The sequence below is a fragment of the Bradyrhizobium sp. YCK136 genome (genome assembly GCF_044570075.1).
Taxonomy (GTDB): domain Bacteria; phylum Pseudomonadota; class Alphaproteobacteria; order Rhizobiales; family Xanthobacteraceae; genus Bradyrhizobium; species Bradyrhizobium diazoefficiens.
In genome coordinates, this window is record NZ_CP172424.1 from 9399844 (window position 1) to 9416512 (window position 16669).

At 65.0% G+C, this 16669-nt stretch carries 11 protein-coding genes and 2 pseudogenes; 8 read left to right on the top strand and 5 right to left on the bottom strand.

Annotated features, from left to right (window positions below):
• The first annotated feature begins 2 nt into the window (after positions 1 to 2).
• From ACFLEY_RS45530 to ACFLEY_RS45555, 6 genes are all read left to right on the top strand, one after another.
• The gene (locus ACFLEY_RS45530; RefSeq protein WP_060909454.1) at positions 3 to 1553 is read left to right on the top strand and encodes an AMP-binding protein; all 1551 of its coding nucleotides are present in this window, start codon (positions 3 to 5) and stop codon (positions 1551 to 1553) included.
• A 318-nt stretch (positions 1554 to 1871) separates the two neighbouring features.
• Complete coding sequence (locus ACFLEY_RS45535) at positions 1872 to 3470, top strand: ABC transporter substrate-binding protein (protein WP_028172663.1); 1599 nt, start codon at positions 1872 to 1874, stop codon at positions 3468 to 3470.
• A gap of 30 nt (positions 3471 to 3500) precedes the next feature.
• Positions 3501 to 4448 (top strand): ABC transporter permease, encoded by a 948-nt coding sequence (locus tag ACFLEY_RS45540; protein WP_011083812.1) that lies wholly within the window; start codon positions 3501 to 3503, stop codon positions 4446 to 4448.
• Between the two features lie 9 nt (positions 4449 to 4457).
• Complete coding sequence (locus tag ACFLEY_RS45545; protein WP_028172662.1) at positions 4458 to 5351, top strand: ABC transporter permease; 894 nt, start codon at positions 4458 to 4460, stop codon at positions 5349 to 5351.
• Positions 5351 to 6346: an ABC transporter ATP-binding protein gene (locus ACFLEY_RS45550; RefSeq protein ID WP_211433533.1), complete on the top strand. Its 996-nt coding sequence runs from the start codon at positions 5351 to 5353 to the stop codon at positions 6344 to 6346. Before ACFLEY_RS45545 ends, ACFLEY_RS45550 begins: the two co-directional genes overlap by 1 nt.
• A complete protein-coding gene (locus ACFLEY_RS45555) occupies positions 6343 to 7329 on the top strand; it encodes an ABC transporter ATP-binding protein (RefSeq protein WP_060912782.1) in 987 nt (328 codons plus the stop codon). Before ACFLEY_RS45550 ends, ACFLEY_RS45555 begins: the two co-directional genes overlap by 4 nt.
• Here the strand turns inward: ACFLEY_RS45555 and ACFLEY_RS45560 are convergent.
• Both ACFLEY_RS45560 and ACFLEY_RS45565 read right to left on the bottom strand, forming a co-directional pair.
• Positions 7301 to 8113: a hypothetical protein gene (locus ACFLEY_RS45560; protein ID WP_060909456.1), complete on the bottom strand. Its 813-nt coding sequence runs from the start codon at positions 8111 to 8113 to the stop codon at positions 7301 to 7303. The two genes, ACFLEY_RS45555 and ACFLEY_RS45560, sit on opposite strands and share 29 nt — an antisense overlap.
• A gap of 262 nt (positions 8114 to 8375) precedes the next feature.
• A pseudogene (locus ACFLEY_RS45565) lies at positions 8376 to 9410 on the bottom strand (biotin/lipoyl-containing protein); the annotation flags it as partial.
• A 121-nt stretch (positions 9411 to 9531) separates the two neighbouring features.
• On the opposite strand from ACFLEY_RS45565, the gene ACFLEY_RS45570 reads away from it, so the two are divergent.
• Complete coding sequence (locus ACFLEY_RS45570; protein ID WP_039183842.1) at positions 9532 to 10875, top strand: IS1380-like element ISBdi2 family transposase; 1344 nt, start codon at positions 9532 to 9534, stop codon at positions 10873 to 10875.
• Positions 10876 to 11033: 158 nt separating this feature from the next.
• On the opposite strand, the pseudogene ACFLEY_RS45575 reads toward ACFLEY_RS45570, so the two are convergent.
• The 3 genes and pseudogenes from ACFLEY_RS45575 to ACFLEY_RS45585 all read right to left on the bottom strand — a co-directional run.
• Positions 11034 to 11978 (bottom strand): annotated as a pseudogene (locus ACFLEY_RS45575) (acetyl/propionyl/methylcrotonyl-CoA carboxylase subunit alpha); the annotation flags it as partial.
• A complete protein-coding gene (locus ACFLEY_RS45580; protein ID WP_211434338.1) occupies positions 11975 to 13591 on the bottom strand; it encodes an acyl-CoA carboxylase subunit beta in 1617 nt (538 codons plus the stop codon). The gene ACFLEY_RS45580 and the pseudogene ACFLEY_RS45575, both read right to left, overlap by 4 nt.
• 120 nt (positions 13592 to 13711) lie before the next feature.
• Positions 13712 to 14848: an acyl-CoA dehydrogenase family protein gene (locus ACFLEY_RS45585; protein WP_060909458.1), complete on the bottom strand. Its 1137-nt coding sequence runs from the start codon at positions 14846 to 14848 to the stop codon at positions 13712 to 13714.
• Positions 14849 to 15112: 264 nt separating this feature from the next.
• On the opposite strand from ACFLEY_RS45585, the gene ACFLEY_RS45590 reads away from it, so the two are divergent.
• Positions 15113 to 16663 (top strand): long-chain fatty acid--CoA ligase, encoded by a 1551-nt coding sequence (locus ACFLEY_RS45590; RefSeq protein ID WP_060909459.1) that lies wholly within the window; start codon positions 15113 to 15115, stop codon positions 16661 to 16663.
• The last annotated feature ends 6 nt before the right edge of the window (positions 16664 to 16669 follow it).

The window sequence follows — 16669 nt, forward strand, 5'->3', positions numbered from 1 at the left end:
CGATGTACACTGGTCTCCATGCCCGCCTGCGCCCGCTCCAGCCCGCCTTCATCATGGCGGCGACCGGCGAGACCGTCACCTATCGTGAGCTCGAGGCGCGCAGCAACCGCCTGGCGCACCTGTTCCGCAAGCACGGCTTGAAGCGGCTCGATCACTATTCGATCTTCATGGAGAACAATTCGCGCTATCTCGAGGCCTGCGGCGCCGGTGAGCGGTCCGGGCTGTACTACACCTGCATCAACTCCTTCCTCACGCCCGGCGAGCTCGCCTATCTCCTGGTCAACAGCCAGTCCAAAATCCTGATCACCTCCGTGGCGAAGCTCGACATCGCGCGCGAGGCGATCCAGGCCTGCCCCGACATCAGGCTCTGTGTCGTCGCCGACGGTCCCGGCGAGAGTGACCGCATCGTCGGACTTGCCGAAGTGACCGCCGGTCTGCCGAAGACCCCGATTGCGGATGAGTGGCTCGGCACCGCGATGCTCTATTCATCCGGCACGACAGGGCGGCCGAAGGGCATCCTGCGGCCGCTGCCGGAGGAGCCGCCGAAACACAATCTGCCGCTGTTCGATTTCCTGACGAAGCTCTGGCACTACCGCGAGGGCATGGTCTATCTGTCGCCGGCGCCGCTCTATCACTCCGCGCCGCAAGCCGCCGTGAACCTCACGATCCGCATGGGCGGCACCGTCATCATCATGGAGACGTTCGATCCCGAGCGTTACCTCCAGCTCGTCGAGCGATGGGGCATCACGCACACCCAGCTGGTGCCGACGATGTTCTCGCGCATGCTGAAGCTGCCGGAAGAGGTGCGAAAGCGCTACGACCTGTCTTCGCTCGAGATCGCGATCCATGCCGCGGCGCCCTGCCCGGCCCTCGTCAAGGACGACATCATCAAATGGTGGGGGCCGATCATCCACGAATATTACGGCGCCACCGAGGGCCTCGGCTTCACCGCCTGCAACAGCGAGGAGTGGCTTAGCCATCGCGGCACCGTCGGCAAGGTGCTGCTGGGCGACCTCCACATTCTCGATGAGAACATGCGGGAATGCCCGACCGGCACGCCGGGCCAGGTGTGGTTCAAGACCGCATCGCCGTTCGAATATTTCAACGATCCGGAGAAGACGAAAGAGGCGCGCTCGGCCGACGGCAGCATGAGCACGGTCGGCGACGTCGGCTATGTCGATGCCGACCGCTTCCTCTACCTCACCGACCGCGCGACCTTCATGATCATCTCGGGCGGCGTGAACATCTATCCGCAGGAATGCGAAAATCTGCTGATCACGCACCCGAAGGTTGCGGACGCCGCCGTGTTCGGCGTGCCCAATCCCGATCTCGGCGAAGAGGTGAAGGCGGTGGTGCAGCCGATGCCGGGCGTGGTGCCGGGCGAGGCGCTTGCCGAGGAGCTGATCGCCTTCTGCGGCCAATCGCTGTCGCGGCAGAAGGTGCCGCGCTCGGTCGATTTCGAGAAGGAATTGCCGCGGCTGCCGACGGGGAAGCTGTACAAGCGGCTGCTGCGCGACCGGTACTGGGGGAACAAGTCGTCGCGGATTGTGTGAGGGGTTTTGGGCAATCCTGCGCCACACATTCAGCGTCGTCCTGGCGAAGGCCAGGACCCATACCGCGTGATCTCGCGATTGTTGTAGGTCGCAATACCGGACGACGATCTTCGCCAAACACCTCCCTGGGGTAATGGGTCCTGGCTTTCGCCAGGACGACGCCGGGGGAACTCTTTCATTGTGAAAGAGTGAGACCTGCGGCCTTCCGTCATCCGAATTGTCGAGAGCGCCGCCACCCTTGCCGGTTGCCTCGCTGCGCGCGCGTCGCTATCGTCGCTTCAACAGGCCGCAAAAGGCTGTTGTCCAGGGAGGACGAGGATGCGGAGCGTGCGGGCGCTTGCCGCGACGGCGGCGCTATCTTTGCTGGCGTTTTCGACCATCGCATTGGCCGGCGGGCCCAAGCAGGGCGGAATCCTGCGGATGTATCACCGCGACAGCCCCGGCAATGCCTCGATCCATGAAGGCGCGACCTACTCGCTCAACGTTCCCTTCATGCCTGTGTTCAACAACCTCGTCATCTACAAGCAGGACGTGGCGCAGAACAGCATGGACACCATCGTCCCCGAGCTCGCGGAGAGCTGGGCCTGGGTGAACGACAACAAGACACTGACCTTCAAGCTGCGCCCGGGCGTCAAATGGCACGACGGCAAGCCGTTCACCTCTGCGGACGTCAAATGCACCTTCGACATGCTGATGGGGAAATCGCAGCAGAAGTTCCGGCAGAACCCGCGCAAGACCTGGTACGACCAGGTCAACGACATCTCGACCAACGGCGATCTCGAGGTCTCCTTCAACCTGAAGCGGCCGCAGCCTTCGCTGCTGGCGCTGCTCGCCTCGGGCTATACGCCGGTCTATCCCTGCCATGTCTCGCCCGGCGACATGCGCACGCACCCGATCGGCACCGGCCCGTTCAAGTTCGTCGAGTTCAAGGCCAATGAATCGATCAAGCTGACCCGCAATCCCGACTATTGGCGCGAGGGCCGGCCCTATCTCGACGGCATCGAGCTCACCATCATTCCGAACCGCTCGACCGCCATCCTCGCCTTCGTCGCGGGCAAGTTCGACATGACCTTCCCGACGGAGGTGAGCATTCCGCTGCTCAAGGACGTGAAATCCCAGGCGCCGAACGCGGTCTGCGTGGTCGAGCCCAACAATGTCGCGACCAACATCATCGTCAACTCCTCCTCGCCGCCGTTCGACAACATCGACATCCGCCGCGCTATGGCGCTGGCGCTCGATCGCAAGGCCTTCATCTCGATCATGTTCGAGGGCCAGGGCGATGTCGGCGGCACCATGCTGCCGCAGCCGAACGGGCTGTGGGGCATGCCGAAGGAGATGCTCGAGACCATTCCGGGCTATGGCCCCGATGTGAACGCCAACCGCGAGGAAGCCAAGAAGCTGATGCAGAAGGCCGGCTACGGCCCGGACAAGCACCTCGCCGTCAAGATCTCCACCCGGAACATTCCGGTCTACCGCGATCCCGCGGTGATCCTGATCGACCAGCTCAAGAGCATCTATATCGACGGCGAGCTCGACGTGGTCGAGACCGCGAACTGGTTTCCGAAGATCGCGCGCAAGGACTACATGCTCGGGCTCAACCTGACCGGCAACGCGGTCGACGATCCCGACCAGTCGTTCTACGAGAACTATTCCTGCGGTTCCGAACGCAATTACACCAACTACTGCAACAAGGAGATCGAAAAGCTGTTCGACGTGCAGTCGCAGGAGACCGATATCGCCAAACGCAAGAAGCTGGTGTGGGACATCGACAAGAAGTTGCAGGAGGACGTCGCGCGCCCGATCATCTTCCATGCGCGCACCGGCAGCTGCTGGCAGCCCTATGTCAAGGGCGTGACGGTGATGTCGAACAGCTCCTATAATGGATACCGGTACGAAGACGTTTGGATGGACAAGTAGCGCGCTAACGGTTCGACGGGAGGGCGCGGGATGTTTGCCTATCTGGTGCGGCGCCTGTTCCTGATGCTCGTGACCCTGTTCGGGATCTCGGTCGTCATCTTCTTCCTGCTGCGCATCGTGCCCGGCAACATCGTCGACATCCTGTTCGCCGCGGCCGGCTATGTCGATCCCGCCGACAAGGCCAATCTGGAGAAGGAGCTCGGCATCGACCAGCCGCTGGTGGTGCAATATTGGCACTGGATCAGCGGCTTCCTGCGCGGCGATTTCGGCTACTCCTATGTCTCCGAGAAGCCGGCGCTTCAGGAGATCCTGCCGCGGATCCCGATCACGGCGCGGCTCGCCGGCCTGGCACTGCTGTTCTCGGCGTCCATCGGGATTCCCTTGGGCGTCATCAGCGCGGTGAAGCAGGGAACGCGGCTCGACTACGCGCTGCGTGTCGTCAGTCTTTCCGGCCTGTCGCTGCCGTCATTCTGGCTGGGGCTGCTGGTCCTCACGGCGTCGGTGGCGATGTTCGGCCAGATGCCGCTGTTCAATCCGAACCCCCAGAGTTTTGGGGAGGCGGTTGCAACCTATTGCATCCCGGCGATGGTGGTCGGATTCCGCAGTTCGGCACTGACCATGCGCATCACCCGCTCCTCGATGCTGGAGGTGCTGCGGCAAGATTACATCCGCACCGCGCGCGCCAAGGGTGCGTCCGACGCCGCGGTGAACTATCAGCACGCGCTGAAGAACGCGATCCTGCCCGTCATCACCGTGATCGGGATCGAGGCCGCGTTCCTGATCGGCGGCCTGATCGTCACCGAGACCGTGTTCAACATCCCCGGCGTCGCACGCTTCCTGGTCGAGGCGATCCGCTGGCGCGATTATCCGATCGTGCAGAACCTCGTGATGCTGATCGCCGTCGTGGTGGTGAGCGCGAATTTCATCGTCGACATGCTGTATGCGGTGTTCGACCCGCGTATCCGGTACACGGACTAGGAGAGCCGATTGGCCACGATCGACTATGATCTCGAACTCAGGCGCGCCGGCATGCATGCGACCGGGGGCTGGCGGCGTGTGCTGTTTCTAGCGCAGCGGCATGTGCTCGGCGCTGCGGGGCTCGTCATCATGACGGCGTTCGTGCTGACCGCAATCTTTGCCGATTTCATTGCACGCTATGACCCCCTGACGATCGATGCCGCCCGTGCGCTGGCACGCCCGAGCCTGGCGCACTGGATGGGGACGGATTCCTTCGGCCGCGACGTCTTCAGCCGCATCATTCATGGCTCGCGGATCTCGCTGGCGGTCGGGATCGGCTCGACCGCGCTCGGCGGCACGATCGGCGTGATCGTCGGGCTGACGTCCGGTTATCTCTCCGGCTGGGTCGATCTGGTGTTCCAGCGTGTCTCCGACGTCCTCCAGGCGCTTCCATTGCTGGTCCTGGCGTTGATCATGACCGCCGCACTCGGTCCGTCCTTGCCGAACGTCATCATCGCCATTGCCATTCCGCTGATCCCGACCGTGTCGCGTGTCGTCCGCGCCAACACGCTGGCGCTGCGCGAGCTGCCCTTTATCGAAGCTGCCAAGTCGATCGGCATGAGCGAGGTGCGCATCGCGCTCCGCCACGTGCTGCCAAACACGCTGGCGCCGCTGATCGTGCTGGCGACCGCCCAGCTCGGCTCGACGATCCTGACCGAAGCCTCGCTCTCCTTCCTCGGCCTCGGCATTCCCGAGCCTTATCCGTCCTGGGGCCGCATGCTGTCGGAATCCGCCGCCGAATATGCCCGCACCGCGCCGTGGCTGGTGATCTTCCCGGGGATCGCGATCAGCCTCGCCGTGTTCGGCGCCAACCTGTTCGGCGACGCCCTGCGTGACATCCTCGATCCCCGGCAGCGCGGCTGATGGCTGATAAATCCGATCTCGTGCTCGAAGTGAAGAACCTGAAGACGGTGTTCTTCACGAACTCCGGTCTCTTCAAGGCCGTCGATGATGTTTCCTTCACCGTCAGGCGCGGCGAGACGCTGGCGATCGTCGGCGAGTCCGGCTGCGGCAAGAGCGTCACCGCGCTGTCGCTGGTGCGGCTGGTGCCCGATCCGCCCGGCCGCATCGTCGGCGGGTCGGTCTCGCTCGAAGGCACCGATTTGTTGACGCTGGACGAAGCGGAGATGCGCGCCGTCAGGGGCAACCGCATCTCCATGATCTTCCAGGAGCCGATGACGTCGCTCAATCCCGTCATGCGGATCGGCGACCAGATCGTCGAGGCCGTGCGGCTGCACCGGGTGACGTCGGCCAAAGAAGCCCGGAACATCGCAGTCGAGATGCTGCGGCTGGTACGGATTCCAGAGCCGGCACGGCGCGCGCGGGAATATCCGCACCAGTTGTCGGGCGGCATGCGTCAGCGCGCGATGATCGCGATGGCGCTGGCCTGCCGGCCGGCGCTGCTGATCGCGGACGAGCCGACCACTGCGCTGGATGTCACCATCCAGGCGCAGATCCTGGCGCTGATCCTCGACCTCCAGAAGGAGCTCGGCACCGGGCTCGTTCTCATCACGCATGATCTCGGCGTCGTCGCGCAGACCGCGCAGCGCGTGATCGTGATGTATGCGGGCAGGAAGGTCGAGGAAGCCAGCGTCGAGGCGTTGTTCGCCGATCCCAGACACCCCTATACGCGCGGGCTGATGGCCTCGATTCCGTCGGTGCCGGCGTCCGGCGCCGCGACGCAGGCGCGGCTCAACGAAATTCCCGGCACCGTGCCGTCGCTGGTGCGGCTGCCGTCAGGCTGCGCTTTTGCGCCGCGCTGCAAGCTCGCGATCAAGCGCTGCGAGGAGTACCCGCCATTGCAGGATTGGGGCGGCGGCCATCTCGCCGCCTGCTGGCGCGCGGCGGAGGTCGCATGACCGAAGCGCTGCTCGAGGTCACCGACCTTAGGAAGCACTACCCGGTGCGCGCCGGCGTGTTGCGCCGGCAGGTCGGCACCGTGCACGCGGTGGACGGCGTCTCGTTCACGGTTGGTGTCGGCGAAACATTGGGGCTGGTCGGCGAGTCCGGCTGCGGCAAGTCGACGGTGGCGCGCAGCGTGCTGCGGCTGGTCGAACCGACCTCGGGCCAGATCCGTCTCGAGGGCGAGGACATCACGCATCTTTCCAGGGCGGCGCTGCGCCCGCACCGTCGCTCGATGCAGATCGTGTTCCAGGACCCCTTTGCTTCGCTCAATCCGCGCATGACCGCGGGCGACATTGTCGGAGAGCCGCTGGCCGTGCACGGGCTCGCGAGCGGCAAGGAGCTGGAAGCGCGGACTGCAAAGCTGTTCGAGCAGGTCGGCCTGCGGCCCGACCAGATGCGCAACTTTCCGCATCAATTCTCCGGCGGCCAGCGCCAGCGCATCTGCATCGCACGGGCGCTCGCGCTGGGGCCGCGCCTGATCGTCTGCGACGAGCCGGTCTCCGCGCTCGACGTCTCGATCCAGGCGCAGGTGATCAATCTGCTGATCGACCTGCAACGCCAGCACGGCTTCTCCTATCTCTTCATCGCGCACGACCTCGCCGTGGTCGCCCATATCAGCCACCGCGTCGCGGTGATGTATCTCGGCCGCATCGTCGAGATCGCCGCCAAGGACGAGCTGTTCAGGAACCCCCGCCATCCCTACACGCAGGCCCTGCTCGCCTCGGTGCCGATCGCCAACCCGCTCGCGAAGAAGCTCGCGCCGCTGGTCGACGGCGACGTGCCGAGCCCGGTCAATCCGCCATCCGGCTGCGCGTTTCACACGCGCTGCCGGTTCGCGATGGACCGGTGCAGGACGGAGCGGCCGGCGCTATTAGATGCGGGCGACGGGCACCAGGTGGCGTGTTTGCTCAATGACGGGACTGGGCGGAGCCAATAGCAACAGGCGCCAACGCCCGGATCACCGGCCACGCCGCCAGCGCAGCAGCCAGATGCTTGAGTGTGTGGCCCGAGACGATGTGCCCTGTCGCTTCGAAAACGGCCTCGTCGCCGAGCTCGAAAAGCTTGGCCAGCACATAAAAGAAAATCACGCCGCCGAGCGGCACGCCAAGCGCACCAGGCCGGGGCCGTGTCAGCGCCAGTCCCACGGCCAACGCCATGCCGCCGAACTGCACGACCACCCATGGCGTGAGGTTCTCGCGTGCCACCCAGGCCGCGAGCAGGCCCGCAACCATCATCAGCACCAGCACCGCCTCGCCTGCGCGCACGCTGATGCGCTCGCTGGCCGCGATGCCCAGGAATCCTGCGAACGCCACCGCCATGCCGAGACGATCAGCCACGAGCCGTTGCGGCATGTCGGGGTCCAGATGATAGAAGCCCGAGCCTAAGCAAGTGAGGATCAGTCCCACAAAAAACCAGCTTGCTCCCACGGGTGCATCATGGCGGGCGCGCAGCCGCTCCGAGCCCCAGACGCCCATCGCGAGGAAGGCGAGATTGCTCAGTACGTCGCCGGCGTTGGGCACGCCGAGCCAGGAGCGGGCGTCGACGAAATGCGGGATGTGCCACGCGCCGGGGGGCAGAGTCGGCGCCAGCAGCGCCGCCAGGGCCAGAACGAAGAGCGCGCCGATCAGGTATTTTTCGCGAACTGTAGGTGCGGCGCACCGACGGGGCGTTGAGGGGAACGTGACATTGGGCTTTTGAGCGTGGTCATGTGCGCACAACATGGGAGCTCCGTATTTGAACAATGTTCAGCGTTGGTAATCCACTAATGAACATTGTTCAATCTGAATCGCGCGATCGATGCAAATTTCTAACATCTCTTTGAAATTATTTATGATTCCATACGAGACGGAGGCCAGCAACCCACAGCGAGTTGAGTTCGGGGCAGCATCTCCGTCGTCATTGCGAGCGCAGCGAAGCAATCCAGACTGCCGCCGCGGAAAGATTCTGGATTGCTTCGCTGCGCTCGCAATCGAATTTGCCGCGCTAGCCCGCTCCGATCTCCGCGACGATCCTGCCCGTCGTGACCTGCTCACCCTCGGTGACGTCGATCGCGGCGACCACGCCGTCGATGCCGGCCTTGTGGACGTGCTCCATTTTCATCGCTTCCAGCGTCAGCACCGGCTGGCCGGCGGCGACGCGGTCGCCCGGCTTGACCAGGACGGCGACGACACGGCCGTTCATGGCGGCGCGGACTTTTCCGTCGCCGCCGTTGGTTGCCGCCGCCTTTGGCGCAGCGAGAGTGAAGTCGGTCACCGCGAGCGGAAAGCCGCGATGCTGGAGATAGAGCCGATCGCCATCGCGCAGGAATTTGGCGCTGTCCATCATGCCGTCGTGACGGAAGCGGATCGCGTCAGGATCGAGCTGATCAATTTCGAACTTGTCCTGCCGGCCGTCGGTGGCGACGGTGTACCCACCATCCCGCTCTCGCGTAACTTCGAGTTCGCGCGCCTGGCAGGCGATCTCGATTTTCGCAGGAAGCGGAAACGTTGCCGACAGGCTCCGGCCGCCCCGCCATGACGGCGCGCGCGGATTTGTGACGTAGAGCAGCAGGCCTGCCAGCGCCGTGCCGAACGCCGCGTCCGCCGGGGGAGCCAGCAGCTCGTCGCGATGCGCGCCGATGAACGCCGTCGTCGCCTCGCCCCTGGCAAAGCCGGGATGACGCAGGCAGGACATCAGGAAGGCCTGGTTGGTGGTCACGCCGAAGGCGGTGAGCTGCTCCAGGCCGACGATCAGCCGCCCCCTCGCCTCCTCGCGTGTCGCGCCATGGCTAATCACCTTGGCGATCATGGAATCGTAGAACGGCGGGATCTCCGAGCCCGATTGCAGCGCGTGCTCGACGCGGATGCCATCCGGCGCTTGCCAGCGCGCCATGCGGCCGGACTGCGGCATGAAATCCTGCGCGGCATCTTCCGAGCAGAGCCGCACCTCGATGGCGTGACCTGCGAAGCGGATGTCCTGCTGCTTTACCGGCAATTGCTCGCCGCGCGCGACGCGCAGCTGCAGCTCGACGAGATCTAGCCTGTCTTATTCGTAAGAGGCGCCCGAGAGGCTGGCGAGCGTGGTGTAAAGCGCTGATACGGCGTAGGATTCGGTTGTGAAGCCAACCCCATCACCTCCAACCGCGAACGCCACGCCCGCCATGACCGACGATACGATTCCGCCCTTCTCGTTTCCAGCCATTCACGCCAAGAAAGTCACAGCTGCCTTCGATGGTGGGCGCCTAACCTCGAACGGGGGCGTGATGCTTCTGGCGATGGCCGAGCGGCGTCTCGGCTTGGCCGACAATCTGGCCCGGGTGTTCCCGGATCGGCGCGATCCGACGCGGGTCGTGCACAGCCTGGTCGATATGTTCCGCGCGCGCATGTTCGCGATCTGCTGCGGCTACGAGGACGCCGACGACCTCGATCATCTGCGGTCCGATCCGGCATTCAAGCTGGCCTGCGGTCGCCTACCGGACACGGGCCGGGATCTGTGTTCCCAGCCGACGCTGTCGCGGCTGGAGAATGCTCCGCGCCTGCGCGACGTGATCCGACTGACCTACATTTTGGTCGACGCATGGATGGATAGCTACCCCCACGAGCCGGCATCCGTCACGCTCGACATCGATGATACCTGCGACGTCGTCCACGGCCATCAGCAGCTCTCGCTGTTCAACGCTCATTATGACGAACGCTGCTTTCTGCCGATCCACGTCTACGACACGGAGAAGAGCCGGCCCGTGGCCGTCGTGCTGCGGCCCGGCAAGACGCCGGGCGGCGTCGAGGTGCGTGCCCATCTGCGCCGCCTGGTACGGCATATCCGCACGCGATGGCACAACACGCGAATTACGTTCCGTGGCGACGGGCACTATGCCCGGCCGGAGGCCATGGCGTGGTGCGAGACCAACGGCATCGACTACATCTTCGGTCTGTCCGGCACCAAGCCTCTCGCCAGAAAAGTCGACGAGGTCGCCGACGACATCCGCACCCGACGCGCCATCGAGAACCTGCCGGTTCTGCGTGGCTATACCGAGACCCGCCACAAGGCAAAGTCCTGGGATCGCGAACGGCGCACCGTCGCCCGTATTGAGGCGACGATGCTCGGCCTCGACATCCGTTTCGTCGTCACCAGCCTCGATGTCGGCTCGGCCGAGTGGATCTACGACAGCCTGTATTGCGCGCGCGGCCAAGCAGAGAATCTGATCAAGCTGCATAAGACACAGCTCGCCTCCGACCGCACCAGCTGCCGTTCGGCGCTCGCCAACCAGGTCCGTCTCGTGCTCCATACGGCCGCTTATTGGCTGATGCTGACCGTGCGCGACGCCATTCCCAAAGCCCGGGAATTGGCCACTGCCGAGTTCGCGACGCTGCGTCTTCGTCTCTTGAAACTCGCTGCCCGTGTGGTCGAGACCACGAGCCGCATTCGCCTTGCGTTTGCCGCGGCATGTCCCGAAGCCGACCTGATCCGCGGCTTGCCCGGCGCGCTGCTCCCGCTCGGTCCGTAACCGACCGGGCCTGCGCCCGCTCACCCGCCCCACTCCTCCATCGCCTACAAAACAGCTTGATGTAGAACCCGGTGAGAAAAGGCCGGACGGTCACCCACGCCAGCCGCCAGCCCCCGTCAGACGTCAAGAACGACCGTGCTCTCGTGAATAGATCGGGCTAGCCCCGTGATCGCCTCGGTCACGGGATGCTCGACCTGAAGACGGGTGTTCATCTCCATGAAGTAGAACTCCCCGCCCGCATCGAGCAGGAATTCCAGCGTGCCGGCGCCCTCGTAACGCAGCGCCTTCACCGCGGCGACGGCGACATCGCCCATTCTCGCACGCAGCTCCGGCGTGACGGCCGGCGACGGCGCTTCCTCGATCAGCTTCTGGTGCCGCCGCTGCACGGAGCAGTCACGCTCGCCGAGATGAATGGCGTTGCCGTGGCTGTCACCGAACACCTGGATTTCGATATGGCGTGGGTTCTGGATCGCGCGTTCGAGAATGACCGTGGCATCGCCGAACGCGGCTTTCGCCTCCGACCGCGCGCTGCGTAGCGCGTCAGGGAAGGATGCAGCATCGGTCACAAGCCGCATGCCGCGGCCACCACCGCCGGCCACCGCCTTGATCATCACGGGAAAGCCGATCTTCCTGGCCTCCGCGAGCATGACCTCGTCGCCTTGCTCAAGGCCCTGATAGCCGGGCACGCAGGGCACACCGGCCTTCCGCATGATCTCCTTGGCGCCGGCCTTGTTGCCCATCGCCTCGATCGCCTGTGGCGATGGGCCGATGAAGACGAGACCGGCGTCCTTGCAGGCCTGCGCAAAGTCCTCGTTCTCGGCGAGGAAACCGTAGCCGGGATGGACGGCATCCGCGCCGCTGGCTTTCGCCGCGGCAATGATCGCGGGGATGTTGAGATAGGATTGCGCCGGCAGCGCCTCGCCGATGCGCACGGCCTGATCGGCCTGCCGCACATGGAGCGCATCGCGATCCGCGTCGGAATAGACCGCGACGACGCCGAGGCCAAGCTTGCGCGCGCTGCGCATCACCCGCAACGCGATCTCGCCGCGGTTGGCGATCAGGACCTTGAAGAACGGCCGGTGCTGCACTGATCCGTTCCTCATGGCCGGGCCACCGAAAACTGCATGCGCTGGGGCGTGCGTGCGTCGCCTTCGCGGCAGATCGCGAGCACTTCGGAGAGGACCGCCCGGGTGTCGCGCGGATCGATCACGCCGTCGTCGAGCACGCGCGCGCTGGTCGAGAACACGTCCATCTGGCCGTCGAACACGCCGACGATCTGCGCCTTCATCGCATTGAGCTTGTCCTTCTCGATCGGCTTGCCGCGCCGCACGGCGGCGGCTTCCGTCACGATGGCCATGGTCTCGGCCGCCTGCTCGCCGCCCATCACCGCCGTCTTGGCGTTCGGCCAGGAGAAGCAGAAGCGCGGATGGAAGCCGCGCCCGCACATGCCGTAATTGCCGGCGCCGAACGAGGCGCCGCAATAGATGGTGATCTGCGGCACCGTCGCCGACGTCACCGCCTGGATCATCTTGGAGCCGTGCTTGATCATGCCGGCTTCCTCATAGGCCTTGCCGACCATGTAGCCGGTGGTGTTGTTGAGATAGAGCAGCGGCGTGCGGGTCTGACAGCAAGCCTGGATGAAATGCGTTGCCTTGTTGGCGCCGGCAGGATCGAGCGGGCCGTTGTTGGTGATGATGCCGATGGCCTGGCCCTCGATGCGGGCATGACCGCAGACAGTGGCCGGGCCGTAATTCGGCGCCATCTCGGTGAAGTCGGAATCATCGATGATGCGGGCAATCACCTGCTTCATGTCCACGGGGCGCTTGTGGTCCATCGGCATGATACCGAGCAGCTCGTCCTGGTCGTAGCGCGGCGGCTTGAATTGCGGAGCAGCTCCGTCCGGCCGCTCCCATTCCAGCGCAGCCATGATCTCGCGCGCGATGCGCAGCGCGTCGCGATCGTCCTCAGCGAGATAGTCGCCGAGGCCGGAGACCTGGGTGTGCATCTCGGCGCCGCCAAGCTCTTCCTCGGTCGCGATCTCGCCGGTTGCGGCTTTCAGCAGTGGCGGACCTGCGAGGAAGGCGCGGGTGCGGCCGCGCACCATGACGATGTAGTCGGACAGGCCCGTTTGATAAGCGCCGCCCGCGGTCGATGAGCCGTGCGTTACGGTCACGACCGGCAGGCCCGCCGCCGAGAGCCGCGCCAGGTTGCGAAAGATGTTGCCGCCGCGAACAAAATCCTCGACGCGGTAGCGCAAGAGATTGGCGCCGGCGCTTTCGACCAGCTGCACGTAGGGCAGCTTGTTCTCCAGCGCGAGCTCCTGCACCCGCAGCGTCTTGTCGAGGCCGAACGGCTGCAGCGCGCCGGCGTCGATGCCGGAATCGCTGGCGCTGACCATGCAGCGGATGCCCGAGACGAAGCCGATGCCGGCGATGACGCCGCCGCCCGGCACGCTCTTGTTCGGATCGGGCACGTCGAACATGTAGCCGGCGAGCGTCGACAGCTCGATGAAGGGCGCGCCGGGATCGAGCACCAGCGCGACGCGCTCGCGCGGCAGCAGCTGACCGCGCTTGTGAAAGCGGTCCTTTGCCGCGGCCGATGCGGCACGCGTGCGCTCTTCCAGCGCGCGCATGCGGTCGATCAGACCCAGCATGCCGTCGCGGTTGGCGTGGTAGGCCGCGCTGCCGGGGGAAATGGTATTTTCGAGAATGGACATTAATGCTCCTTCCCGTCATTCCGGGGCGCGCGTAGCGCGAACCCGGAATCCAGAGATGAGTCCTACAATATCGAGATTCCGGGTTCGACGCTTCGCGCCGCCCCGGAATGACGGCGAAGGTCACAGCCCCATCTGCCGCGACGCCAGATCCTTCATGATCTCCTCGGTACCGCCGCCGATGGCGTTGACCTTGACCTCGCGGTAGATGCGCTCGGCCTTGATGCCGCGCATGAAGCCGGCGCCGCCGAAGATCTGCACCGCTTCCGAGGCGCAGAACGCCATGGTCTGCGTTGCCTGGTTCTTCATCATGCAGATTTCGGCGACCGGACTTTCGCCCTGCTCCAGGCGCCAGGCCAGCATCTCCAGCATCGCCTGCGAGGCCGCGACTTTCTGCGCCATGTCGACGATCTTGTGCCTGATGACCTGATGCTGGGCGAGCGGCTTGCCGAAGGTCTTGCGTTCCTTGGCGTAGGCAATCGCCTCGTCGAGGCAGACGCGTGCGAAGGCGGTGCAGCCCGCCGCCATACCCATGCGCTCGCTGTTGAAATTCTGCATGATGATCTTGAAGCCCTGGCCCTCCTCGCCGATCAGATTTTCGGCCGGCACGCGGCAGTCGTCGAAATGCAGCGTCGCGGTGTCGGAGGCCCACCAGCCCATCTTCTTCAGTTTTGTCCTGGACAGGCCGGGCGTGTCGCCCGCGATCAGGAGCAGGCTGACGCCGCCGGCGCCCTCGCCGCCCGTACGCACGGCGACGGTCAGATAATCGGCGCGCATGCCCGAGGTGATGAAGGTCTTCTCGCCGCTCACGACGTAGTGATCGCCGTCCCGCCGCGCCCGCGTGCGAAGGTTTGCAACGTCCGAGCCGCCGCCCGGCTCGGTGATCGCGAGCGCGGAGATCTTCTCGCCTGCCAGCACCTGCGGCAGCACGCGCGCCTTCACCTCCGGCCGCGCCGCACGCGCGATCGGCGGCGAGCCGATGGTGTGGCTCATCAGGCTGGCGCTGACGCCGCCGGCGCCGGCCTGCGCCAGCTCCTGGCTCGCCACGATCTTCATGAACTGGTCGGCGGCAATCCCGCCGTATTCCTCGGGGAATCCGAGCCCCAACAGGCCGATCTCCGCCGCCTTGCGATAGAGTGCGCGGGGAAATTCGCCGGCCTCGTCCCATTCATGGGCGAAGGGCGAGATCTCCTTCTCGACAAAGCGGCGCATCACGTCGCGGAAGGCATCGTGCTCGGCGGTATAGAACGGGTTCTTCATCGCACTCTCGCCTCGCGGACGGATTCGTCTCATCCACCATGGCTGGAACCTGGGCAGCTCACTTGCGCGGAGTGGCTGACCCGGTAAGGCCATTCAGCAGGCCATCACCTAGCAACTCAACGCAAGACGATTTTCGCCCCTCGCGCGCCAACTCCAAATCAAAAAAGACGTGTCGCACAAACTCCGGCTGGCCCCAGGGCCACGCCGGGCATGGTGCACGGCAATAGGGATACAGGCGGTACAAGACCGCCGAGGGAGGGTTTTTTGGCCGTTCGTTACTACGACTGGATCGCCCATCATGGCCGCCGCACGCCTGGCAAGGTCGCGGTCATCGACCTCGCGAGCGAGCGCCGCTTCACCTATTCGCAGCTGGATGCGAGGGTCTCGCGTCTCGCCTCGTTCCTGTGTCACACGCTGAAGGTCTCGCGCGGCGACCGCGTCGCGGTGCTGGCGCTGAACACGACCGATACGTTGGAGGTGCAGTTTGCCTGCGGGCGGTTAGGTGCGATCTTCGTGCCGCTGAACACCCGCCTCACCGTTCCCGAGCTCCAGTTCATCACCGCTGATTGCGCGCCGAAGGTGATGATCCATGATACCGACCTCGCCGAGACGGCGCTGAGCGTCGCCAAGCTCTGCGGTGTAGCGACCAGCCTGCTGCTCGGCCCCGGCGGGGCCTACGAGGCCGGCATCGCCGCCGCAAAGCCGCTCGACCGGATCGAGGAGGTCACACTCGATGACGTCTCGACCATCATGTACACGTCCGGCACCACGGGTCATCCGAAGGGCGCGACCATCACCCACGGCATGACGTTCTGGAATTGCGTCAATCTCGGCGGTCCCGCCTGCATCGGACCGTCCTCGGTGCTGCTCACCGTGCTGCCGCTGTTCCATACCGGCGGGCTGAATTGCTACACCAATCCGGTGCTGCATGCTGGCGGCACCGTGATGATCATGCGGGCCTTCGATCCCGGCACGGCGCTCGGCCTGATCAACGATCCCGCGCAGGGCATCAACGTGTTCTTCGGCGTCCCCGCGATCTACCAGTTCATGGCGCAGCATCGCGCCTTCGCAACGACCGACCTTACCCGGCTGATCGTCGGCGGTGTCGGCGGCGCGCCAATGCCGGTGCCGCTGCTGAAGGTCTGGGAGGCGCGCGGCGTCGCACTCCAGCAGGGCTATGGCATGACCGAGACCTCGCCGGCCGTGCTGGTGCTCGACCGCGAGGATGCGGCGCGCAAGGCCGGCTCCGCCGGCAAGCCGGTGCTGCACACGGAAGTCCGCATCGTGCGACCAGACGGCAGCGACGCCGATGTCGGCGAGCTTGGCGAGCTCTGGGTGAAGGGACCAAACATCACGCCCGGCTACTGGAACAGGCCGGAGGCGAACAAATCCTCCTTCACCGACGGCTGGCTCCACACCGGCGATGCGACGCGAATCGACGAGGAAGGCTTCTACTACATCGTCGACCGCTGGAAGGACATGTACATCTCCGGCGGCGAGAACGTCTATCCGGCCGAGGTCGAGAACGTCCTGCACCAGCTTGGCGCCATCGCCGAAGCCGCCGTCATCGGCATTCCCGATCCGCAATGGGGCGAGGTGGGCCTTGCCATCGTCGCGGTCAAGCCAGGACAAAGGCTGACGGAAACCGACGTCTTCGCACATTGCGCGGCCAATCTCGCGCGCTTCAAATGCCCACGCCAAATTCGCTTCGTCGATGCGCTGCCGCGCAACGCCACCGGCAAGATCCACAAGCCGACCTTGCGCAAGGAATTCTCGGCGGCCTCCGAAGTCGACAAGAAAGTCGCCAACGCCTGACCAAAG